General features: G+C 68.1%; 16 protein-coding genes. 3 read left to right on the top strand and 13 right to left on the bottom strand.

All coding sequences use genetic code 11. The features are described 5' to 3' along the window. Positions 1–58 precede the first annotated feature (58 nt). From AC1DFU_RS12435 to msrA, 10 genes are all read right to left on the bottom strand, one after another. Positions 59–1,435, bottom strand: a complete 1,377-nt coding sequence (locus AC1DFU_RS12435) for an MFS transporter (protein ID WP_092300759.1) — start codon at positions 1,433–1,435, stop codon at positions 59–61. Positions 1,436–1,728: 293 nt separating this feature from the next. Then, entirely contained in the window at positions 1,729–2,058 is a 330-nt protein-coding gene (locus tag AC1DFU_RS12430; protein WP_441592985.1) for a short-chain fatty acid transporter, read from the bottom strand. A 249-nt stretch (positions 2,059–2,307) separates the two neighbouring features. Then, the gene (uvrA, locus tag AC1DFU_RS12425; RefSeq protein ID WP_441592984.1) at positions 2,308–8,190 is read right to left on the bottom strand and encodes an excinuclease ABC subunit UvrA; all 5,883 of its coding nucleotides are present in this window, start codon (positions 8,188–8,190) and stop codon (positions 2,308–2,310) included. A gap of 223 nt (positions 8,191–8,413) precedes the next feature. Continuing rightward, a complete protein-coding gene (aspT, locus tag AC1DFU_RS12420) occupies positions 8,414–10,111 on the bottom strand; it encodes an aspartate-alanine antiporter (protein WP_441592982.1) in 1,698 nt (565 codons plus the stop codon). A 66-nt stretch (positions 10,112–10,177) separates the two neighbouring features. Continuing rightward, positions 10,178–10,768 (bottom strand): hypothetical protein, encoded by a 591-nt coding sequence (locus AC1DFU_RS12415; RefSeq protein ID WP_092300626.1) that lies wholly within the window; start codon positions 10,766–10,768, stop codon positions 10,178–10,180. Beyond that, positions 10,765–12,735, bottom strand: coding sequence for an alkyl/aryl-sulfatase (locus tag AC1DFU_RS12410; protein WP_441592980.1), 1,971 nt, complete (start codon positions 12,733–12,735; stop codon positions 10,765–10,767). Before AC1DFU_RS12410 ends, AC1DFU_RS12415 begins: the two co-directional genes overlap by 4 nt. A gap of 53 nt (positions 12,736–12,788) precedes the next feature. After that, the gene (locus tag AC1DFU_RS12405) at positions 12,789–13,553 is read right to left on the bottom strand and encodes a bestrophin-like domain (RefSeq protein ID WP_441592978.1); all 765 of its coding nucleotides are present in this window, start codon (positions 13,551–13,553) and stop codon (positions 12,789–12,791) included. Between the two features lie 21 nt (positions 13,554–13,574). Next, positions 13,575–13,898, bottom strand: a complete 324-nt coding sequence (locus AC1DFU_RS12400) for a calcium-binding protein (RefSeq protein WP_092300635.1) — start codon at positions 13,896–13,898, stop codon at positions 13,575–13,577. Positions 13,899–14,020: 122 nt separating this feature from the next. Continuing rightward, positions 14,021–15,421, bottom strand: coding sequence for an FAD-containing oxidoreductase (locus tag AC1DFU_RS12395; RefSeq protein WP_441592976.1), 1,401 nt, complete (start codon positions 15,419–15,421; stop codon positions 14,021–14,023). A gap of 64 nt (positions 15,422–15,485) precedes the next feature. After that, positions 15,486–15,992, bottom strand: a complete 507-nt coding sequence (gene msrA / locus AC1DFU_RS12390) for a peptide-methionine (S)-S-oxide reductase MsrA (RefSeq protein ID WP_092300641.1) — start codon at positions 15,990–15,992, stop codon at positions 15,486–15,488. A gap of 90 nt (positions 15,993–16,082) precedes the next feature. Here msrA and AC1DFU_RS12385 point away from each other — a divergent pair, with 90 nt between their 5' ends. Continuing rightward, positions 16,083–16,712, top strand: coding sequence for a uracil-DNA glycosylase family protein (locus tag AC1DFU_RS12385; protein WP_441593317.1), 630 nt, complete (start codon positions 16,083–16,085; stop codon positions 16,710–16,712). Here AC1DFU_RS12385 and AC1DFU_RS12380 read toward each other — a convergent pair whose 3' ends face one another. Next, entirely contained in the window at positions 16,713–17,678 is a 966-nt protein-coding gene (locus AC1DFU_RS12380; protein WP_092300647.1) for a LysR substrate-binding domain-containing protein, read from the bottom strand. Positions 17,679–17,929: 251 nt separating this feature from the next. Between AC1DFU_RS12380 and AC1DFU_RS12375 the strand changes: the two genes are divergently transcribed. Next, positions 17,930–18,979: a Bug family tripartite tricarboxylate transporter substrate binding protein gene (locus tag AC1DFU_RS12375; protein WP_441592974.1), complete on the top strand. Its 1,050-nt coding sequence runs from the start codon at positions 17,930–17,932 to the stop codon at positions 18,977–18,979. A 2-nt stretch (positions 18,980–18,981) separates the two neighbouring features. Beyond that, positions 18,982–20,583 carry a gamma-glutamyltransferase family protein gene (locus AC1DFU_RS12370; protein WP_441592972.1) on the top strand — a complete coding sequence of 534 codons (1,602 nt, stop codon included), beginning with the start codon at positions 18,982–18,984 and terminating at the stop codon, positions 20,581–20,583. 34 nt (positions 20,584–20,617) lie between these two features. On the opposite strand, the gene AC1DFU_RS12365 is transcribed toward AC1DFU_RS12370, so the two are convergent. Beyond that, positions 20,618–23,569 (bottom strand): autotransporter family protein, encoded by a 2,952-nt coding sequence (locus AC1DFU_RS12365; protein WP_441592970.1) that lies wholly within the window; start codon positions 23,567–23,569, stop codon positions 20,618–20,620. Between the two features lie 148 nt (positions 23,570–23,717). Continuing rightward, positions 23,718–24,188: an Lrp/AsnC family transcriptional regulator gene (locus tag AC1DFU_RS12360; protein WP_092300659.1), complete on the bottom strand. Its 471-nt coding sequence runs from the start codon at positions 24,186–24,188 to the stop codon at positions 23,718–23,720. Positions 24,189–24,297: the final 109 nt, after the last annotated feature.

Genomic DNA, 24,297 nt, shown 5'->3' with positions numbered 1-24,297 from the left:
TACGGCATGCAGTTTCTACAAGCTGTGCGCGCACAAAGCGGCGCCGCTTATTTCCTGATTATTTGCCGGCGGCCCGCATCGCGGCGCTGTCCGCGCTGTCCGCACTTTGCGGCGTCACCAGCCGCAGGCCGCTGGCGATGGCCGCCAGCCCGGCAAAACCGGCGCCGAGCGACAGCGCCAGGGTCGGCCCATGCTCGCCGGCAATGCTGAACGACAGCGCCACCAGCGCAGCGCCCGTGGCCTGACCGATCAGGCGCGCCGTGGCAATCACCCCGCTGGCACCGCCCGAGCGCTCGCGCGGCGCGCTGCCCATCAGTGCCTTGAGGTTGGGCGACTGGAAGAAACCGAAGCCAGCCCCGCAGATCGCCATGCGGATGCCGATGTTCAGCGCGCTGGCATCCGCCGGCATCATCGCCAGCGACGCCATGCCGACCGCCATGACGGCCAGCCCCACCCCGCCGAGCAGGCCGGGCGGATAGCGGTCAGACAGGCGCCCCGCCAGCGGCGCCATCAGCGCGACCACGGCGGACCACGGTGTCAGGAGGAAGCCGGTTTCCACCGGATTGCGCCCCAGCACATGCTCGAAATAGAACGGCAGCGACACGAAGGCCAGCCCCTGCGCGGCGAACGAGCAGACGGCGGTCAGCGTGGACAGCGCGAACATCGGCCGACGGAACAGGTCCACCGGCAGCATCGGGGCCGGATGACCGCGTTCGCGGCGCAGCAGCAGCACGAAGGCGATGAGGAACACCACGGCGGCTGCCACCACGTATTCCACCGGCTCGCGCTGCACGCCCTCGCCGAGCGCGAAGATCAGCGCCGCGAAGGTAATGACGTTGAGGATGGCCGCCACGGGGTCGAAGCCATGCGTGCTGCGCTTGCTCTCCGGCAGCGAGCGCCAGCCGATGGACAGCGCCAGCAGCCCGATCGGCAGGTTCACGGCGAACAGCCACGGCCAGGTGCCGAACGAGAGGATGACGGACGCCACGGTCGGCCCGACCGCGAACGACACCCCGACGATCAACGCGTTCAGCCCCAGCCCGCGCCCAAGCCGGTGCATCGGAAAAATCGCGGAAATCAGTGCCGTGTTCACGCTCATGATGGCGGCGGCGCCGATGCCCTGCAGCGCCCGCGCGGCAGCCAGCGACGGCAGCGACCACGCCATGGCGCAGATCACCGACGAGATGACGAAGACGATCACCCCGCTCAGATACATGCGCCGGTGACCGACGATGCCGCTCAGCGCGGCGAACGGCAGCAGCGTGGCCACCATCGCCAGTTGGTAGGCGTTGATGATCCAGACCGAGGCCTGCGGGGTGCTACGCAGGTCCGCCGCGATGGCCGGCAGCGCGGTATTGGCGATGGCCGTGTCGAGCGTGGCCAGCGCCACCGCGATCATGATCGCCGCCATGCCGCGCTTCTCGCGGGGCGTCATGGCGTTGTCGAGCGGGGGCTGCGTGGCCGGGCTGGGCGGCGCGGAGGACGGCTGGCTGGCGGGGGTCTGCACGGTCGGATTACCAGTAGGGGCGATCGGGGCGAAGGCGCCGGACGGGGGGCCGTCCATGTCGCCAGATCGAGACAATACGGGAAAACGCGCGGGCCTGCTGAAGCCGCTTCAGCGTCCGCTTAATAGATCAGAGGGAAGTTGCCGGGAGATCGCGGCCGATGGGAAGAGGTTTCCCACCGTTAGCAGCGCGATATCAGCGAAATGCTGGATAATTCAACGATTCAGAACCGCATCTGCACGTCGTCCACGCGGCTGGTGCGCGTGTTGAACAGGCAGGTGTAGCGGAAGGCCATGGCCGAGTCCGAGGCATCGGGCTCGAAGGTGCCCTCGCCGTTGACGCCGGTTTGCGTGCTGGTCTGCTGATAGATTCGTTCACGGTCCGGCATCATCATCACACTGCCGGGCTGCGGATAGCGCTGCTTGACCGCGTTGGTGACGGCCTTTTCGCAGGCGTTGCCGGCGGCTTCCATCTGCGAACGGCTCAGGCCACCGGAGCCGCCATAGGTGACGCCCGGCGCCGGTGTAATCGTGGTGGAGGGTGACGCAGGCATGCGCTGCGGCGGGGCCGGGGGCGCCGTGGTGCACGCCGCCAGCAAGGCGACTGTGGCCAGCCCGAGGCTGGCCAACGGCACATCAGAGAAACGAGAAAGAAAGCGTGATGAAAAACGGGGCATCGGGTCGGTTCCGGTATCGGCTACGGACCGTCGGATGACGGGGATATCGGAACGACTCTATGCCAGGAATGCAGTGGGAGCAACCTGGATCAGGTCTTTTTCATCACATTCACGCTTATTCCACCCTCATTCCACTGCGATCCCCCGCTTTTCCTGCTCGGCGCCTTCGTGGGGTTCGCGCGCCAGCACCGGCACCAGCGCCGCGCCGGTATGGCTCGCCGCGTTGCGCGACAGCGTCTCCGGGTCCGACGCGCCGACGATGGTGCCGCCGGCCGCCCCACCCTCCGGGCCGAGATCGATGATCCAGTCCGCTTCGGCAATCACGTCGAGGTCATGCTCGATCACCACCACGCTGTGCCCGCCATCGGTCAGCCGGTGCAGCACGCGAATCAGCCGCGCCACATCGGCCATATGCAGGCCCACGGTCGGTTCATCGAGCACATACAGCGTGTGCGGCGCCTTCTGGCCCCGGCGCGTGATGTCGTCACGCACCTTCGACAGCTCCGTCACCAGCTTGATCCGCTGCGCCTCCCCGCCAGACAGCGTGGGCGATGGCTGCCCCAGCGTCAGGTAGCCGAGGCCGACATCCTTCATCAGTTGCAGCGGATGGGCGATCTGCGTGATGGCGCCGAAGAACTCCACCGCCTCGTCGATCTCCATGGTCAGTACATCGCCGATGTTCTTGCCGCGCCAGGTCACCGCCAGCGTCTCCGGGTTGAAGCGCTGGCCATGGCAGACGTCGCACAGCACCTTCACATCGGGCAGGAAGCTCATGCCGATGGTGCGCACGCCCTGGCCCTCGCAGGCCGGGCAGCGCCCGTCGCCGGTATTGAACGAGAAGCGCGAGGCGCTGTAGCCGCGCGCCTTGGCCTCCAGCGTCTCCGCAAACATCTTCCGGATCGCGTCCCAGACACCGATATAGGTGGCCGGGCACGAGCGCGGCGTCTTGCCGATGGGGGTCTGGTCGACCTCCAGCACGCGATCGATGGACTCCCAACCGCTGATCGACGTGCAGCCATGCCACGCATGCGCCACATTCAGCGCGCGCGTGGCCGTAGGCTTGCCGGCCTTCTCGGCGGCAGCCCGGGCCCGGCGCGTGGCCGGCGACGACATTACCGAGCGCCCCACGGCGTCCAGCAGGTTGGTCATCAGCACGTCCCGCGCGAGCGTGGACTTGCCCGAGCCGGACACGCCGGTAATCGCCACCAGACGCGCCAGCGGAATCCGCGCCGTGACATGGCGCAGGTTATGTAGATGCGCACCCTCCACGGTCAGCCATTGCGCCGGCTCGGCTTCCCGGCCCGCGCGCGCCGGCCGCACCGCGCGGCGCGGCTGAAGCGGATGGATGATCGGCCGCGCCAGGAACTGGCCCGTGGTGGAGTCCGGTGCGGCGGCCAGCGCCGCCACCCCGCCCTGCGCCACGAGATGCCCGCCGCGCTTGCCGGCGCCGGGGCCAATATCGATGATGTGGTCGGCACGGCGGATGGTGTCCTCGTCATGCTCCACCACCACCAGCGTGTTGCCCTTGTCGCCAAGCTTGCGCAGGGCGTCCAGCAGGATCTGGTTGTCGCGCGGATGCAGGCCGATGGTCGGCTCGTCCAGCACGTAGCACACGCCCTGCAGGTTGCTGCCGAGCTGTGCCGCCAGGCGGATGCGCTGCGCCTCGCCGCCCGAGAGGCTCGGCGCGGCCCGGTCCAGGCTCAGGTAGCCGAGCCCCACTTCCTCCAGGAACTGCAGCCGGCTGGCGATTTCCGACACCACGTCGCGCGCGATCTCGGCATCGCGGCCCTTGAGCCGCAGGCCGTCCACCCAGCGCCGCGTATCGGACACGGTCCATTGGGCGACATCGGTAATCGCGCTGGCCTCGAAGGTCACCGCGCGCGCCACCGGGTTCAGGCGCGTGCCGCTGCAATCGGCGCAAGGCGTATCGCCCACGCCTTCCGGCTCCTGCTCCTCGGACGGCAGGCTTTGCTCGCGCCCGCGGTTGTCGTCGGCGCCAAGCACCGTGTCGTCGTATGCCGCGCGCTGCTCGCGGGTCAGCGCCAGCCCCGTGCCCACGCAGGTGGTGCACCAGCCATGCTTGCTGTTGTACGAGAACATGCGCGGATCGAGTTCCGGGTAGCTCGTGCCACAGACCGGACAGGCGCGCTTCGTCGAAAACACCTTGGTTTCGCCGACGTGGCGGGTGCCGTTGCCATCATGGATGGCGTCGTGCAGCCCATCCAGCGGCGCCAGCAGGTGCATCACGCCCTTGCCCACCTCCAGCGTCTGGTCCAGCAGCGCGCGCAGCGCCGCCTCGTTATCCGCCGAAATCACGATGTCACCCACCGGCAGTTCGATGGTGTGCTCGCGGAAGCGGTCCAGGCGCGGCCACGGGTCCACCGGCAGGAATTCGCCGTCCACGCGCAGGTGGGTGTTGCCGCGCGCCTTGGCCCATTTGGCCAGATCCGTATAGACGCCCTTGCGGTTCACCACCAGCGGCGCCAGCAGGCCCACATGCTGGCCGCGATGGTCGCGCAGCAGTTGCGCCACAATGGACGCCGCGCTCTGCGACGTCACCGGCGCGCCGTCATGCACGCAGTGCTGGATGCCCAGCTTCACGTACAGCAGGCGCAGGAAGTGCCAGACCTCGGAGGTCGTCGCCACCGTGCTCTTGCGGCCACCGCGCGACAGCCGCTGCTCGATGGCCACGGTCGGCGGAATGCCATACACCGCGTCCACCTCCGGCCGCCCGGCCGGCTGCACGATCGAACGCGCATAGGCATTCAGCGATTCCAGATAGCGGCGCTGGCCCTCGTGGAACAGGATGTCGAAGGCCAGCGTGGATTTGCCCGAGCCCGAGACGCCCGTAATCACATTGAACTTCCCGTGCGGGATATCGACATTCAGCGATTTCAGGTTGTGCTCGTGCGCGTTGACGATGCGCACCACTCCCTCGCCCTCGATGGCCCGGCGCGCGCGCTTGGCCTGCAGCGCGGCTTGCAGCGGCAGGCCGTGCCCGGCCATCTCGGCGCGCTCGGCGGCCAGCGTGCCGGCCTCGCCCATGGCCTGGTCATACTGGATCAGCGCATGGCCGGTATGCGAGTGTTCGCAGCCCTTGACGTCCTCGGGCGTGCCCACGCACAGCACCTCGCCGCCGGCGTCGCCGCCTTCCGGGCCCAGGTCGATCAGCCAGTCCGCCGCGCGAATCACATCCAGGTTGTGTTCGATCACGATCAGCGAATGGCCGCCGTCCAGCAGCTTGCCGAACGCGCGCATCAGCTTGGCGATGTCGTCGAAATGCAGGCCGGTGGTGGGTTCGTCGAACATGAACAGCCGCCGGGGCAGGATCACCGCCTTGCGGTTCTTCACCGGCTGGGTCTGCGCGGTCTCGGCCAGGAAGCCGGCCAGCTTGAGCCGCTGGGCCTCCCCGCCGGACAGCGTCGGCACGGGCTGGCCCAGCTTCACGTATTCCAGGCCGACGTCGGCAATCGGCGCCAACACGCGCAGGACGGCGGCATCGTCGGCGAACAGCGCCGTCGCCTCGCTGACGGTTAGCTCCAGCACATCGGCCACGCTCAACTGGCGCGACGGCTGGCCGCGCACCGCGCGGGCGATCTTCACCTCTAGCACCTCGGCGCGATAGCGCGTGCCGTCGCAATCGGGGCAGCGCAGGTAAACGTCGCTCAGGAACTGCATCTCCACGTGCTCGAAGCCCGAGCCGCCGCAGGTCGGGCAGCGCCCGTCGCCCGAATTGAAGCTGAACGTGCCGGCCGTGTAGCCGCGCTGGAGCGCCAGCGGCGCGCGGGCGAACAGCTTGCGGATCTCGTCGAACGCGCCCACGTAGCTGGCCGGGTTGGAGCGCGCGGTCTTGCCGATGGGCGACTGGTCCACGAAGACCACGTCATCCACCTGCTCGGCGCCGATCAGGTCGCGGAACGCGCCGGGGGACTCGGTGGCCTTGCCGAAATGGCGCGCCATGGCCGGGTACAGCACGTCCTGCAGCAGCGTGGACTTGCCCGAGCCGGACACGCCAGTCACGCAGACCAGCCGGTTCAGCGGAATCTCGACGCTGACATCGCGCAGGTTGTGCTCGGTGGCGCCTTCCAGCCGGAGGCGCGGCGTGTCCGCATCGACCTTGCGCGCCTGCCAGTGCGACGCATCCGTCACAAGGCGCCGCCCGCCGAGGTAATCGCCGGTCAGCGTACGTTCATGGCGGATGGCCGCCGGGGTGCCGTCGAAGACGATGTCACCGCCGCGCTCGCCAGGGCCGGGGCCCATGTCGATCAGCCGGTCGGCGGCCAGCATGACCGAGGGGTCGTGCTCCACCACCACCAACGTGTTGCCGGCGTCGCGCAGCCGATGCATCGCCTCGACGATCCGGTTCAGGTCGCGCGGATGCAGGCCGATGCTCGGCTCATCGAGCACGAACAGCGTGTTGACCAGCGAGGTGCCCAGCGCCGTGGTCAGGTTGATCCGCTGGACCTCCCCGCCAGACAGCGTGCGGCTCTGGCGGTCCAGTGTCAGGTAGCCCAGGCCCACGTCGCACAGGTATTTCAGGCGCGTGCGCACCTCGGCCAGCAGCAGCTTGAGGGCGTCGTCGAGCAAGGCGCTCGGCAGCGTCAGATCGTCGAAGAAGCGGCGGATGCGGGCAATCGGCATCAGCATCAGGTCGTGCACGGTCAGGCCCGGCAGCGCCTCCAGCTGGGTGCGATCCCAGTCCACGCCGCGCGGCAGGAAGCGGTGATCCGGCTGGAGCACGGCGTCTGCATTGGCCTTGTCGCCCAGGCGCCAGAGCAGCGATTCGGTCTTGAGGCGCGCGCCGCCGCAGGTTTCGCAGGGCGTGTAGCTGCGGTACTTCGACAAGAGCACGCGGATGTGCATCTTGTAGGCCTTCGATTCCAGGTAGCTGAAGAACCGCATCACGCCGTACCACTGCTTGTTCCACTGGCCGTTCCAGTCCGGCGAGCCGTGGATGACCCAGTGCTGCTCGGCCTCGCTGAGCTGGTTCCACGGCAGGTCGCGCGGAATGCCGGCGCGGGCGGCGTAGCGCATCAGGTCGTCCTGGCATTCCTTCCAGGCCGGCGTCTGCATCGGCTTGATCGCCCCGTCGCGCAGCGATTTGCGGCTGTCGGGAATCACCAGGCCCAGGTCCACGCCGATGACCCGGCCGAAGCCCCGGCAGGTCTCGCAGGCGCCATAGGCGGAATTGAACGAGAACAGCGCCGGCTGCGGGTCCGCGTAGCGGATATCGCTTTCCGGGCTGTGCAGGCCGGTGGAGAAGCGCCAGACCGGGCCGTCGCCGGCGTCGGTCACCACCTGCACGCTCACGCGACCGCCGCCGCGCTTGAGGGAGGCTTCGATGGCCTCCACGGCGCGGGCCTTGTCCACATTGGCGATGCGGAAGCGGTCTGCCACCACGTCCAGCACCTTGCGGCTGCCGGTGGCGGACTCGACCACGCGCTGGCCGTGCACGCGCGTGTAGCCGCTGACGGACAGCCATTGCGCCACTTCTTCCTCGGTGGCCGAGGCCGGCAGTTCCACGGGGAAGGTCACCACCAGCCGGGCGTCGGCAAAGGGCTGGCCGGGCGCGGTGCGGGCGGCCAGTTCGGCGTAGATGGTCTCGGGGGAGTCATGACGCACCGGCAGCGCCGTCTGGCGGTCGAACAGTTCGGCCGCGCGCGCGTAGAGCAGCTTCAGGTGGTCGTTCAGCTCGGTCATCGTGCCGACGGTGGACCGGGAACTGCGCACCGGGTTGGTCTGGTCGATGGCGATGGCCGGCGGCACGCCGTCCACCTTGTCCACCTGCGGACGGTCCATGCGGTCCAGGAACTGGCGCGCGTAGGCGCTGAAGGTCTCCACGTAGCGGCGCTGGCCTTCCGCGTAGAGCGTATCGAAGACCAGGCTGGACTTGCCCGAGCCCGAGGGGCCCGTTACCACGGTCATCTGGCCCGTGTGCAGGTCAAGGTCGATATTCTTGAGATTGTGCTGACGGGCGCCGCGGATGCGGATCAGGCCATGGTCGGACAATTTTGCCTCGCAAATCAATGGGTTAAGCGCAATGCAGGGGGCGGACGCACCGCCGGAGCCCACCATCGTACTCCGATCGGCTCGGCGAATTACGATGGCTTCGCAGGCCCCGGCGGGGTCTGGTGTGGCGCTACTATACTGTACAAACGTACAGTATGTGGAGCGCGGCTTGCTGCGGCAGAGTGCGCAGCGGAGGGAGAGAGAAAATCTGGGCTGGGGACGGCTACCCCAGCCGGTAGGCCAGCGCCACGATGATCGGCCCGAGTACGGGAAGCATCACATTGGCGATGGCATAGGTCACCGTATAGCCGAGCAGCGGCACCGAACTCTGGCTGGCGGCCAGGATGGCGCTGATCGCCGGCGTGCTCACGTGCTGCCCGGCGATGGCGCCAATCAGCAACGGGCCCTCGATCTTCAGGAACACGTGGCCGATCCATAGCGACAGGCAAGCCGGCACGAGCGACACGGCGAGGCCGACCAGCGGCAGCATCGCGCCATGCTCGCGCACCAGCGTGATGGCATCCGGCCCCGCCGACAATCCCACGCTGGCGACAAATATCGCCAAGCCGAGGTCCTTCAGCAACTGGACGCCAGCCGGCGGCATGTCCCCCAGCCCGGGCCGCTTGAAGTTGATCCAGCCGAACACCAGCCCGCTCAGCAGCGCCCCGCCGCCGCTGCCGAGCGAGATCGGAATCCCGTACACGGTCACGGACAGCATGCCCACCAGCAGACCCAGCAGGATCCCCACGCAGAGGAAGACGAGATCGGTGGTGTCCACGTGGCGCACGGCCGTGCCCAGCTCCTGCGCGGCCGCGCTCAGCGCCGGGTCGGTGCCGACCAGCGTCAGGCGGTCGCCGTGCAGCAACTGCGTGGCCGGCGTAATCGGCAGGCTCATGCCGGAGCGCATGATCTGTTGCACCCAGACGAAGCGGATATGCCGCTGCGTGGCCGCCCGGGCGAGATCGCCCAGCGTGCGGCCGTTCAGACCGGGCTTGTTGACGATGACCTGGCGTTCGTCGAGCTGGAGCACATCGTGGTGGGCCGCCGGCGGCAACACCTCCACGCCGACCCGTTCGCCCGCATTGACCAGCCGCTCGCGCACACCGATCAGGGCGACGATGTCGCCCGCCTCGATCTTCTGGTCCGGGTCCGCCGTGACGGCCTCACTGCCGCGGAACAGGCCCGCGACGAGGGTGCGCCCGCCAATCTGGCGTTCAAGCTGGCCGACGGTCAGCCCGGCGGCCCCTTCGGCGCGATAGGCGCGGCCTACCAGACGCGGGAGCGCCGGTTGCGTGGCCACGTCGTCATCCGAGGCGGCCTCCAGCCGGGTGGCGAGCTCGCGGGACGCCGTCTTCAGGTTGAGCCGCAACAGCATCGGCGCGACCTGACTGGTGAAGAAGACAATGCTGACGAGGCCGACCAGATAGGTCAGCGTGTACGCGGTGGCGATGTTCGATTCCATCCGCGTGGTTTCCGCCGCGCCCAGGCCAAGGTGCTTGAGCGCTTCGGCCGCCGTGCCGACCACAGCCGATTCGGTGGCAGCGCCAGCCGCCAGCCCCGCCGCCGTGCCGGGGTCCAGGCCCATCATCCGCGTGGCGGTGAGTACGATGGAGATGACGGCAATCGCCTCGATCAGGGGCAGCACCATGAACCGCAGGCTGGAGCGGTTCAGGTTGGCGAAGAACTGCGGGCCGCCGGAATAGCCCATCGCGAAGATGAACAGCGCGAAGGCCACCTCCTTCAGCTCCCCGTGGAGCTGGCAGCCGGTCTGCCCGATCAACAGCGCCACGATCAGCGTGCCGCACACCCCACCGAGCCCGATCGGCCCGATCTTGAGCTTGCCTACCGCATAGCCGAGGCCGACGGTCACGAACAGGACCGCCATCGGCACGTCGTTGAAGATTCCGACCGAACATTGCATGGTGACCTCTCCAGCGGCCGGCGATTGCAATGCTCGCCGTGCGACGATTGTGCTTCGGGGGGCGGACTAGCGCCGGCTGCTCGCTACATGGCTCGCCAGCGAAGATCCACCCGCCATGGCAAATCGCGCCGCCAGCACCGTCGCCACGCGGGTTTGGGCGGCGGGCTCGCCCACGACTACGACCAGTCCGGCATCCACAGCCTGCGCCCAGCCGATGCGGCCGTCCAGCAAGGCGCGCAGCACGGGTTCCCCGGTCACCACGACCACGTCGCCATCGGCCGGGCCCGCGTCGTGATGCGCATCGGGGGCGGCGTGCCGGCGGCTCGCCGCACCATATCGCGTCCAGAGCCGCGACTCCACCTGCAGCAGCGCCATCGGCGGCAGCTTCGGCCCGGCCGATGCGAGCCGCTGCTCCAGCCTATGTGCCGCATCGTCCGCACGTTCTCGCGCCTGCGCGCCGGTATTGCTTTCGGCAGCTGGCAACCTGCCCGCGCCAATGGCATCGTGAAGCGCGAAGGCCACGCCAATGGAGGCCGGATGCGCGGCGCCGACTTCGTCTCCCAGCACGAAGTCGGAGCCGCACGCCGCCACCGTCGTCGGGAGGGCCCCAAGCCACGCTACCAGCGTGGCCATCAACACCGCGGTCGTCGTCTTCATGGCGTCACGATGTTGAACCAGAACGGGAAGGTGTCGAGCAGGGCGAGGAACTCGCTCAGTGCCTCGCGGCGGCCCTCCACCTTCATATCGCCCTTGGCGATGGCGTTCTCGATCGTGGTCTCCTTGAGCTGGATGGCGTCAAGCGTCGCTTTCGAGAGCGTGACCTTTGCGTCGGGCTGCGCCAGCGGCTTGCCATAGTTCAGCACCGCGTTCTCGACCGCCAGCCCGTACTGCTTCTTCAGGTCGGTAAAGTCGAGGTTCAGCCCGATCTTCTTGCCAGCGGCCTTCGGCCCGTTCAAGCGAACCGCCAGATAGTCGAACAGCATCTCCGGCGGCATCGCCTTGATGGTGTCCGGGCTCGCGGTCGTCGTCCCGCCGGCCTTGGGCACGCCATTGCGCAGTTCATAGGCGCCCATCAGGTAGACCGAGCGCCATGGGCCGCTCTCCGCCTGGTATCCCAGCTGCTCGAGGGAATCGGCCAGCAGGTCCTTGCCCGCCTTGCCGTTGGGGTTGGCGAATACCACATGCTTGAGGACTTCGGCCGTCCAGCGATAGTCGCCCTTGCTGAAATCCGCCCTGGCGCGCTTGAGCACCGCCGCTTCGCCGCCCATGTACTCCACATATTTCTTGGCGGCCATTTCCGGCGGCAGGTTGTTGAGGTCGGACGGATTGCCGTCGTACCAGCCCATGTAGCGCTGGTAGACCGCCCGGGAGTTGTGGCGCAGCGTGCCGTAATAGCCCCGGTTCGGCCAGAATTTGTCGAGTTCCGGCGGCAGCTTGATCATCTCCGAGATCTCTTCCCCGGTGTAGCCGTTGTTCATCAGGTTGACCGACTGGTCATGCGTGTACTTGTACAGGTCGCGCTGCTTCTTCCAGTAGTCGATGATCTTGGCGTTGCCCCACATCGGCCAGTGGTGGGCCTGGAACTTGAAATCGACATCCTTGCCGTAGGTGTCGATGGTCTCGTTCAGGTAGCTCGACCACTTCAGTGCGTCACGCACCTGAGCGCCACGCAGCGTCAGGATGTTGTGCATGGTGTTGGTCGTGTTCTCGGCCATCCACATGCCCCGGAACTGGGGGAAGAACGTGTTCATCTCGGACGGCGCCTCGGTGCCTGGCGTCATCTGGAACACCATCTTCACGCCATCCACGGTGATCTCGGTGCCGGTCTTGTTGATGATGTCCGTGGGGACGATCAGCCCCGCGTCGCCGGTCGACACGGTCTGCCCCAGCCCGCCGTTCACGCCACCGCGCGCGTTGCGGGGCAGCAGCGCCCCATACATATAGACGGCGCGGCGCCCCATCGCATTGCCGGCGATGACGTTCTCGCTGACCGCATGCTCCGTGAAGCCTTCCGGCGCGAAGATCTTGACCTTCCCGGACCGGACATCGGCTTCGTTCACGACGCCGCGCACGCCGCCGTAGTGATCCACGTGCGAGTGGCTGTACACCACGGCCACCACCGGCTTCTGCCCGAGGGTTTTCGTGACGAATTCCAGCGCCGCCTTGGCCGTCTCGGCCGAGATCAGCGGGTCCAGCACGATCCATCCCGTGTCACCCTGCACGAAGGTGATGTTCGACAGGTCGAAGCCACGCACCTGGTAAATCCGGTCCGACACCTTGAACAGTCCGTTCTGCATGCCCAACTGGGCGTTGCGCCACAGGCTCGGATTGACCGTGTCCGGCGCCGCCTTGTCGAGCCCGATGTATTGCTTGTAGGCTTCCAGGTCCCAGACGACGTCGCCCTTGGCATTGCGGATGGTCAGCGTGTCGGGCTTGGCCACCAGACCGCGCTGGGCATCCTCGAAGTCGGCCTTGTCGTTGAAAGGGAGTTCGTTCAGCACGGCCGCGTTCGCTGCCTTGGTCGCTGCCGTCGCGGGCTTGCCGCCAATGGGCTGGGCCTGGGCCCACCCCGATGATGTCCACGCCAATGTCGTCGCGGCGATGAGGAGAGGGGCGAATTTCATGGCTGGCACTCCCGGTTAGGACAAACCAATCAAACAACGGCAACCGATAGACCCTAGCGCTTCAGCGCGGTCTCCAGGTTGTGCAAGTTCTGGGGTGGGACACGAATCAAACCGCCGCGCGGGCTGTCGATGTCCGCGATCAGCGCCAGTGACAGCGATATCGTCATCGGCAGCACCAGCAACAGGGCGGCCTTGGCGCTCTTGGTGCGCGCGCCATAGCCCTGCATCAGGCTGCTAAAGAACGCAATCACGATCATCAGGCACCAGGCCGACACCGGGATCCGGTTCAGCCACGCGGCCTCTGTATAGCCCTGGGAATTGAGGACGTCGTTCATGCCCGACACCACCAGCGACGTGATCGGGGTGGGCTTGTCGCGCGCCACGCCGCGCACCACCTTCCACAGGTCGTCGCCGATTTGTGCCGTGGCATGCTCGATTTTCTGCAGGGCGTCGGGTTCGCGCGTGCGGTAATAGAGGATGCGCTGGTCCAGGTAGCGGATCAGCAATGCCCTGATCTGCGCGGTCTCCGGCCCCTCCACCAGCTCGGCCCGCAGGAATTCGGTACCGATCGCGTTGGCCTCTTCTTCCTCCAGGTTCTTGCGCTGGTCATAGCGGCCGACCGCCATGGAGAGCGTGAACCCGATCAGCAGGGCGAGCAGCGTGAGCGTGGCGCCCTGCACGATATTGAAGTCGTCACGGCTGTCGTCCGCCATCGGCCTGATGCGGCGCAGCACCAGGAATCCGATCCCCGCCGCCAGCGCCATGAGCACGATCATGGCCAGGAAGAGGATGGCCGGATGCCTGGTGAGGTAGGTCATGGGACGATGGCCCGGAAGCCGTCAGTTCAGGCTGCCCGGATCCCGCGCGGCTTTCTGCTGCTTGGCGCGCGCCGCGAAGTAGGCCCCGATCTGCTTCTGCGTGATGCCATTGGTCTTCTTGGTGTCGATCTTGTCGTAATTCTTGAAGACTTCCGGCATGCCGGCCTCGGCCTCTTCGCGGCTCAACTTGCCGTCCTGGTTGGTATCGGCGGCCTTGAATTTCTCGGCGAAGGCGGCCTTGGCCTCCTGCGCGTTGGCCGGTTTTTGCTGCTGCGCACTGGCGGCCGTGGACATGAAGGCGGCAATCGCAGAAAGGCACGCAACGGCTACGAATTTCGAAGTCATGGTTGTCTCCCAGGTGTGTTTTGTATTCAGCGCTTGGGGCGCCACAGCCTGTGTGACTCTATCGCAGCGAATTGCGGTCTCGTAGTTAGACTTTTTGCGTCAGATATGAAAATAGTCGGGAGTCAGCGGGGCTTCGACAACTCCCCAAAGATTGTCGGAATCAACTCCGATACGGTCGGATGGATGGCCATGGTCTGGGTCATCTGCGTGGCGGTCATGCCACCGGCCATCGCGGCCAGCACCATATGGACCGCCTCGTCGCCGCCCGGGCCGAGGATGGCGGCGCCGAGAATCTGGTCGGTATCGGCATCCACCACCACCCGCATCGAGCCCTGCGCCTCGCCCTTCTCCACGGCCCGCGCCACGCGCGTCATCGGCCGCATGCCGATGCGCACCCGGTGGCCGGCCTGCCGCGCCTGGGCTTCGGTCATGCCCACGCGGCCGAGCGGCGGATCGGTGAACAGCGCGTAGACCGGAATCCGGTCACCCACGGAGCGCTGGGCCCCATCGAGCAGATTGGCCGCCACCACTTCGAAATCGTTGTAGGCGGTGTGGGTGAAGGCGCCGCGCCCGTTGCAATCGCCCAGTGCCCAGATGCCGTCCACGCTGGTGCGGAGCTGGTTGTCGACATCGATATAGCCGCGCGCATCGGTGGCCACGCCGGCCTTGTCGAGGCCCAGGTCGTCGGTGTTCGGCCGCCGGCCCACGGCCAGCAGCACGTGGGTACCGGCGATCTCTTCCGCGCCTTCCGGGCAGCCCGGCCCACTCACGCCCACCGCCGCACCTTCGGCATGCGGGTGAAGCTGGATGCACTCGGCGCCGCAGCGGATGCGGATGCCTTCCGCTTCCAGGATCTCCCGCATCTGCAAGGAAACGTCCGGATCTTCCCGCGCAATCAGGTGCTGGCCGCGCTCCACTACCGTGACCTGCGCGCCGAGACGGCGGAATACCTGCGCGAACTCCAGTCCCACATAGCTGCCGCCGATGACGATCAGGTGCCCGGGCACCTCGGTCATCGCCACCATGTTCGTATTCGTCAGATAGGGAACCTCGGCCAGCCCGCCGATTTCCTTGGGCGCCAGCGCACGGCCGCCCACATTGAGAAAGATCTTGTTCGCGCGCAGCAGGCGGTCGCCCACGCGCACGGTGCGGGGGCTCTCCAGCCGGGCGTGGCCACGGATCAGCGTGCAGCCTTGCATGCCCCCGAGCCAGCCTTCCAGCCCCGTGCGGGACTTGCCGCTGATCTCCGCCACGCGGGCGCTGACCCGGGCCATGTCGATGCGGGCCGGCCCCGGCAGCATCACGCCGTAGTCGGCGGCGCGCGCCGTCAGATGGGCCGCATAGGCGTTGGCGACGAGCGCCTTGGTCGGCGTGCAGCCCACGTTGACGCAGGTGCCGCCGACCTGATGGCGCTCGATGATCGCCACGGTCATGCCCGCCTGCGTCAGCCGGCCCGCCAGCGACGGGCCCGCCTGGCCAGTGCCGATGATGATGGCGTCGAAGATTTCAGGGGAATCCGACATACAGCCTCCTCATCGGCCCGCCGGCCGCATGGTCGCCGAACTTACAACTGGGGCGCTACACGCATTACACGCGCGCCGGCAGCTTCCAGTTCGGGCGCACGAAGTGGCAGGTATAGCCATTCGGCAGCCGCTCCAGGTAGTCCTGGTGCTCGGGTTCCGCCTCCCAGAACGGGCCGGCCTGGGAAATCTCGGTCACCGCCTTGCCCGGCCACAGCCCGGAGGCGTCCACGTCGGCCACGGTGTCCTCGGCCACCTGTTTCTGCTCGTCATCCATATAGAAGATGGCGGAGCGGTAGCTGGTGCCGACATCGTTGCCTTGCCGGTTCTTGGTGGTCGGATCGTGGATCTGGAAGAAGAATTCGAGGATTTGGCGAAAGCTGATCTGCTTCGGATCGAACACGATCTCGATGGCTTCCGCGTGGGTGCCGTGGTTGCGATAGGTCGCGTTCGGCACATCGCCGCCGGAGTAGCCCACGCGCGTGGAGAGCACGCCCGGATAGCGGCGCAGCAGGTCCTGCATGCCCCAGAAGCAGCCGCCGGCGAGGATGGCGGTTTCGGTTTGCGTCGTCATACGTCTGATCCTTTCATTCGGGCGGCCGGCGAGAGCGCCGGCGCATCGACCAGTAATATACGCATGCCTCAGGAATTTCGCAGAATGGCTATGCCGTCCCCACCTTACTCGCCGGGTCTTTCCCCCGGTTTCGCCCCCGATGCCGTGCAGCGCCTACGCCACGAGATCGCCGCCTGCACGCGCTGCGCGGCCGACCTCGCCGCCGGGCCGCGCCCCGTGGTGCAGTTCAGCGCCACGTCACGCATCCTGATCATCGGCCAGGCGCCGGGCTCGCGCGTGCACGCCAGCGGCGTGCCATTCGACGACCCCAGCGGCGACCGCCTGCGCCACTGGACCGGCCTCAGCCCCGAGGTGTTCTACGACGCCAGCCGCGTGGCCCTGATGCCGATGGGGTTCTGTTATCCGGGCAAGGGGCCCAGCGGCGACCTGCCGCCGCGCCGCGAATGCGCGCCGCTCTGGCACGAGGCCATCCTGGAACACCTGCCGCCGGACCGCCTGACGCTGCTGGTCGGCAGCTACGCCCAGGCGCGCTATCTGCCGAAGGGTGCCGGCGGATCGATGACGGACGCCGTGCGCAACTTCCGCGCAGCCGGGCCGCATGTGTTCCCGCTGCCGCATCCGTCCTGGCGGGTGGTGGGATGGATGCGCCAGCATCCGTGGTTCGAAGCCGAGCTGCTGCCCGCGCTGCAAGCCGCCGTGCGGGAGCAACTCGCTGGATAACTACGCGGCGGAAGCCAGCACCGCCGGTCGCGACGACACCAACCGGGGCGTGGCCGACCCGGGCGTCTCCAGCATCCGCCAGAACTCCAGCAGCGTGGGATTGCTGCTGATTACGGGCCGAAACGCGACGATCTCGAGTTCCGCGTACCAGGACGCATCGCCGGCATGCACCAGCGTGCCGTCGGCCAGCGCCTCGGCGGCGGTGCTCAACGGCAGCCACGCCAGCCCGTGGCCCTCGGTCGCCATCTTCAGCAGCAGCATGGCCATGTCGGCCTCGTAGCAGCGCACCAGCCCCCGGTGCGCGTTGTGCGTCTCCAGCACGGTGTCGAGCACGCGCCCGAGCGTGGTGTTGGGGGTGTAGGCCAGGAAGGGGATGGGCGGCGCGTCGCCCGGGGAGGCGGCGGGCACGGCGAAGCGCGGGCGGCCATCGGGCCGGGGGGCCGAGACCGGCAGCAGCGTGTCGGCGCCCACGGTCAGGCTCAGGAAACGGTCCGCATCGAGCGAGACCGGCACGCGCGGGTGGTTGTAGCCGAGCATCAGGTCGCAGTGGCCTTCGGACAGCGCCACCACGGCGTCCAGCACATTGGCCGCCACCACACGCGCGTGGAAGTCGCCGAAGCGTTGCTGGCAGCGCTTGAGCCAGGCCGGCAGGAAGGCCAGCGAGAGCGTGTGCCCGGCGGCGATGTCGATGGCATTGCCAGGCAGCGACGCCTCGCGCCGCAAGGCGGCGCGGGCGTCCAGCAGCAGGTCCGCCGCCTGCCCGGCCGTCTCGCAGAAAGCCGCGCCGGCCCGTGTCAGCGCCAGCGGGTAGGTGTTGCGGTCCACCAGTTCGGCGCCGACCCAGTCCTCCAGCGAGCGGATGCGGCGCGACAGCGCCGACTGCGTGATGTGCCGCAACTCGGCGGCACGCGAGAAACTGCGCGTGCGTTCCAGCACGAGCAGGTCTTCGATCCATTTCAACTGCATGATGCGACCCCATGACCGGGCCACGGATGCCTGCGGCGCCCGGATGCGCAGGCCCTATTCCGGTTTCGCATAGGTCCATGGCCAATTTGCATCCCATGATGCACGGACCGTGCCTAGAATCGATCCCACTCCCAACAGCAGGCCGCCCCAAGGCGCGCGGCCCCTGGCATGACAGGCGCGACAGAGCCCGCGAGACAGCGGCCGGTGCGTCAGATGTTCCGCAACCCATCGCCCTCGGAGTCTCTCCCATCATGTTGAAGTCGTCGTTCCCGTCTCCCTTGCCCGCCTGCACCGCGCCGGCGCATGCGCGCACCATCCTGAACCGCGCCCTGCCGCTGCTCGTGGCCGCCGCCGGCCTCTCGGGCGCCCTGGCCGCACCGGCCGCATTCGCCGCACCCGCCGAGTATCCGGATCGTCCGATCCAGCTCGTGCTGTCGTTCCCGCCCGCCGGCGCCACCGACGTGCTGGCCCGCGCCGTGGGCACGCGGCTCTCGCAGGTGCTCAAGCAGCCGGTGGTGGTGGAAAACCGCCCGGGCGCCGGGGGCGCGCTGGGCATGGGCTACGCCGCCAAGGCCGCGCCGGACGGCTACACGCTCTACATGGCCGCCGTCAGCAATGCCGCCATCGCCGCCGTCACCTACAGCAACCAGCCGGCCAACCTCGCCAAGGATTTCGTGCCGATCGCCGGCATCGGCAATGTGCCGCACATCCTCGTGGTGCCGTCCACGCTGCCCGTGAAGACCGTGCCGGAACTGGTGAAGTACCTGAAGGCGTCGCCGGGGCAGTACAACTTTGCCTCGCAGGGGTCGGGCACGCTGTCGCACCTGGAGTCGGAGCTGTTCCGGCTGCGCACGGGGGTGGACGTGATGCACGTGCCGTATAAGGGCAGTTCGTTCGCGCTGCCGGACCTGATGGCGGGCCGCTCGGCGATGATGTTCGACAGCATTCCCTCGGCCCTGCCGCACGTGAAGGCGGGCAAGCTGCGCCTGCTGGCGGTGGCCTCCGACCAGCGCGTGAAGTCCCTGCCCGAGGTGCAGACCATGGGCGAAGCCGGCATCCAGGACTTCCGCGCCAACAACCTGTTCGGCCTGGTGGCGCCCAAGGGCACCCCGCCGGCCGTGATCGAGAAACTGGCCGCCGCCACCAAGGCCGTGCTGGCCCAGCCGGATCTGGTCGACACGATGGATGCCCAGGGCGTGCAGATCGTCTATTCGGCGCCGGACAAGTTCGGCCGCATGATCAACGAGGAAATGCGCGACTGGGCCAAGGTGGCGCAGGCCGCGAAGGTCAAGGTGGACTGAATATGACGGCTTTCTGGGATTTTCCGTACACGGCGCGCCGCTTGCCGGTGCTTGCCGACAATGTGATCGCCACGTCGCAGCCGTTGGCCGCCGCCGCCGGGCTGCGCATGCTCGCGCGAGGCGGCAATGCCGTGGATGCCGCGCTGGCCACCGCCATCGCCCTGACCGTGGTGGAACCGTGCATGAACGGCATCGGCGGCGACGCCTTCGCGCTGATCTGGGACGGCGAGACGCTGCACGGCCTCAACGCCTCCGGCCGCGCGCCGCGCGCCTGGACGCCAGAATCGTTCGCCCGCCACAGCACCATGCCCTTCACCGGCTGGGACAGCGTGACGGTGCCCGGCGCGGTCTCGGGCTGGCGCACCACGTGGGAACGCTTCGGCTCGCTGCCGTTCGAGGACCTGTTCGAACCCGCCATCGAGTACGCCACCAATGGCTACGTGGTCTCGCATACGGTCCATCGCCAGTGGCAGGCGCAGGTGCCGGTGCTGCGCAACGAGCCCGGCTTTGCCGAGTCGTTCGCCCCGCGTGGCCGGGCGCCGCTGCCCGGCGAGCGCTTTATCTGCCCGGGGCAGGCGGAGACGCTGACGCGCATCGCCCGCTCCGGCGGGGAGGACTTCTATCACGGCGAACTGGCGCGCAAGATTGCCGATCACGCGCGCGCCACCGGGGGCCGCATCGACGAAGCCGACCTCGCCGCCCACCGTGCGGACTGGGTCGAGCCGATCCGCATGGCCTACCGCGACCTGGAACTCTATGAAATCGGCCCGAACGGCCAGGGCATTGGCGCGCTGATGGCGCTGGGCATGCTCGAGCATTGGGATATTGCCGAGTCCGGGCTCGATAGCGCCCGCACCATGCACCTGCAGATCGAGGCGATGAAGCTCGCCTTCGCCGACCTGCAAGCCCATGTGGGCGATATCGATGCCATGCGCCGGCCCGGCGCGGTGTCGCCCGAGGCGCTGCTCGATCCCGCCTATCTGGCCGAACGCGCGCGCGCCATTCGCCCCGACCAGGCCTCGTATCCCGGCCCGGGCAAGCCGCACACGGGCGGCACGGTCTACCTGACCGCCGCCGACCGCAACGGGATGATGGTGTCGTACATCCAGTCGAACTTCAAAGGCTTCGGGTCCGGCGTGGTGGTGCCCGGCACGGGCATCGCGCTGCATAACCGGGGCTGGGGCTTCAGCCTGGAAGCCGGCCATCCGAACCAGGTGGCGCCGGGCAAGCGCCCGTTCCACACCATCATTCCCGGCTTCCTGATGCGCGACGGTGCGCCGCTGGCGTCGTTCGGCGTGATGGGTGGGTCGATGCAGGCGCAGGGCCACGTGCAGATGACGAGCCGACTGGCGGATTTCGGCCAGAACCCGCAGGCCGCCAGCGACGCGCCGCGCTGGCGCGTGATGGACGATAACGTGGGGGTAGCCGTGGAAGCCCATTGCCCGCCCGCCACCGTGGAGGGGCTGCGCGCCATGGGACACAAGGTGGAGCAGGCACCCGCCGACAGTCTCGACTTCGGCGGGGCCCAGATGGCGATGAAGATGCCGCACGGCTATGCGGCGGCATCGGATTCCCGCAAGGATGGCTATCCGGTGGGGTTCTGACCCCGCCGGACGGCCATCCCGCCTCAGCGGGGGCTTACCAGCGGTAGCGCATGCCCAGTTGCGCCTTGCCGGCCGTGTAGTCCTGCGCGCCGGCCTCGACGCCGATGCTGCCCCACACGGTCAGGCGCCGCGTGACATCGCCCTGCATGCCGACCCGGGCTTCGAGACGGTTGGCAGGCAGGTCCTCGCGGACGACGAGCGAGTCGAACTGCGCGGTCTGCGTGGCGGGGCCATGCCACCAGTTGATTTCGGCAAACGGTTTCATCCGCATCATGCCGATGGGGCTGCCGGCGGTCTCGGGATGGCTGACATCGCCATGCAGGCGCAGGCCCAGCCGCGTGGTGATGCTGCTCTCCGAGAGCTGGCTGACCACGGTGCCGCCCTGCTCGACATGGCGATCCGCCCAGTAGTTCGCGTAGAGGATCTGCAGTTGCGGCTCCAGATACGTCTGCACGTCCGCCGAGCGTTGGAGCGGGAAGGCGTGGCCGGTTTCGATGGAGGTGACGAGGTTCGACGAGCGATAGCGCTCCGAGGGCAGGCCCGCGCCGTTGACCTCATTGTCATAGGCGCCATACATGACCCACGCATCCACGTAGGGGCCGGTTTCCGTGTGGCGATTGCCGTACCAGGTGCCGTAGACCCCCGCGCTAACGCCATCGACCTTGCCGTGCGCGGCCAGCGGCCCGTTGTTCGACACGTTGCGGCTGCCGCCGTACGCGCCCATCACCCCCACATGGATGCTGCCCTTGTCCACCGGCAAGCGGAGCACATCGCTGCCGCCATGCACGAGGTAGCGGTTGTCGCTGCCGGTCAGGCCCAGCGCGCTGTCGCGGCTGGCCGTGGCGCCGACCGTGCGCAGCCAGGCGTGGCGGCCTGCGCGGTTGGCGTCGCCGGTACCGGCGGCGGTGCGCTCGCCCTCCCGGTCGCGCAGGGTGTGGAACAGCAGGGTGCTGGCGGCGAGCTTGTTGTTCAGATAGGCGCCGACCTCCGGCCGCAGCGGCGGCAGCGGGTCGACGTCGTCAGGCTTCCCGTCGGACCGCACCTGCGCCACCAGATACCAGTCTTCGGCCGTGCCACCCTCGCCGCCCCGCAGCAGTTGGTAGTCATAGGCGCCGGCGGCGATCGATCCCACGCCTTGCCGGTAGCCGTCCGAGCCGGGGTTCAGGCGGAACGCCCTGGCGTCCGTGGCGCCGCCGTTGCGCGTCTCCACGAGGCGGATGCCTTGCACGGTCTGCGCGCCTTCGCCGCCAGCATGGCGGATCAGCAGGCTGGTATCGCCCGAGGCGCGCGCGCCGTCGAGCACGATCTTGTCGGTGGCCGATCCATCGCCGCCCATCTGCGTGGCGAGCCGCACGGTACCGCCGTTGCCGGTGTAGTCACGCGTCACGGTCAGCGTGTGGCCGGGGGCCGTGCCGGTGACGAGGTTGACCATGCCGCTGTTGGCGAGGCTGGCGACCACGGCATCGCCCTGGGTGTTCCAGGTCGATAGCGGGTCCACGGACAGGTTGAAGGTGCTGCCGGCCTCGATGCGCGCCGCGCCGTCCAGCGTCGACGATTCCAGGCCGAGGTTCAGCGTTGCCGGGGCGGCAGCGTTGCCATTCACCAGTTCGATGACGTGCGTGCCGCCGGATACCGTCGCGCGCCGCAGCGTCGCGTCCAGCGTGGTGCCCTCCACAAGGATGCCCGCACCCTGATGGGCCACGAGCCGCGCGTCGGACACGAGGGCTGAACTCGTGCCCTGCCCGTAGGCCGTGGCGACCAGGGCCGCCGCGCCCGCGCCGTGCGTCGTGACCGAGCCGTGATGCAGGTGCAGGCTGGCGGCGCCGCCCAGGACCGTGCCATGGGCGTCAGCGCCGTGCGTGGCGATGTCGACATCGTGCGTGATCAGCGTGGCGGGATGGGTCGTGCCCGGTTTCTCGCCGATCGCCAACAGGCCGTAGGCTTCCGCGCCCTCGGTGGTCACGGCGCCGCCGGTGAGCGCCACCTGCGCCCCGTGCATGGCGAAGGCGCCTGCGGCGCGCTGCCCTTTGGTCGTCACGGCCAGATCGCGGGCCTCAAGCTTGCCGCCCGACAGCGCGCCCAGGCCGTGGGCGAGCGCACCCTGCGTCTGCACGGTGCCGCCCCGGATATTGGCCGTGCTGACGTAGTCGTGCTGGTCGTTGACGCCCTCCACCCAGACGCCGGCGGCACCTTCCCCGCCGGTGACGATATCGGCCTGCGCCACGTTGATGGCGCCGGACATCGCATGGGCGCCGTGCGCCGCCTTGCCGGTGGTGCGGATGCGCGTGCCGGTGGCCTCGACGAGGGTGCCGTGGCTCAGGCCGATCGCCTCCAGCCCGTGGCCGCGCAGCCCGCTGGTGTTGATCACGCCGCCCGTGATGGTGACGGTGGCCTCGCTGTTGGCCTCCACCGCGCTGATATGGTCGCCGCTGGTGTTGATGGTGGTGTCACGCACGTCGATCCGGGCCCCGCCACTGAAGGCCATCACGCCATGGCCGGCTTCGGCCGTGATCGTGCCGCCCGTGATGCCGATGCGCGCACCGTCGTCGGCCCGCGCGCCTTCGTAGGTCTGGCCCGCGAAGACCTGTACGTTGTGGAGGTCGATGCGGCTGCCGTCGTCATAGGCAAACAGGCCCATGCCTTGCTCGGCGCTGATGCCGCCGCCGCGCATGGTGATGACGCCGCCGCCATGCGCCACCAGCCCATGGGCGCCGCCGCCATGCGTGGCGATGGCGACCGCGCCATTGGTATCGACGATGTTGACGATGCCGCCGTCGTAGGCCAGGACCGCGGCGCCTGCCCGCCCGACCGTGCCGCCGGTGTCGATGGCGCGACCATCATCGACCTGAACCTGAACGCCGTTGGCGACGACCTGCTGGGCGATTGAGGAATGGGAAAAAACGAGACAAGCCGTGGCGATCACGGACAACGGCGTGCCGACAGCCCTGCGCTGTCGGCGGGCCTGCACTGGAGGTAGCACCTGCATGAATGGACTCGAAGAGTAAGTAGGAAGGGCCGGTCCGCCCCGCCTTGTGAGCGAGGCTTCCCGGGCGCCCGCGCATTCTCACGAGTCACATTTCCTGTTTCTATGGGCATTTCCTTAAATTGCAGCAGGATGCCAGTCGCATCAATGTCTACCCCAGCGGCAGCGCCGTGCTGTACAGCACCTGCTTCAGCGCGAAGCTGGAGCGGATGCTGGCCACGCCCGGGATGCGCGTGATCTGATCGATGATCAGACGCTCGAGCGAGTCCACGTCGGCCACCACCACCCGCAGCAGGTAGTCGGCATCGCCCGACATCAGGTAGCACTCCATCACCTGTGGCAGCGCGGCGATGCGGCGTTCGAACTCGTCCAATGTCTCGCGGCGCTGCTTGTCGAGCGTGATCGAGATGAACACCACCACCTTGAGGCCGAGCCGGCGCGCGTCCAGCAGCGTGACCTTGCGCGCGATCACGCCCGATTTCTCCAGTTGCTTGACCCGCGCCAGACAGGGCGACGGCGACAGGTTCACGCGGCTGGCCAGCTCCACATTGGTGAGGCTGCCGTCGCGCTGCAATTCGCTCAGGATCCGGATATCTGTGGCGTCGAGATCGATGTCCAGCATGTTGCGCTTCCTATTCGTGCAAAAACGGCATTCTATGCTGGAATCGGAGGTCAGCGCAGTTGTATCCGGTGATTGCTGCGGCGCAACCAGACGTAGACTTTTCAGCACC

The organism is Cupriavidus sp. 10L45 (assembly GCF_056395225.1).
Note: the sequence above shows the minus strand (reverse complement) of the source record. Positions and strands in the feature narration are given on the sequence as shown.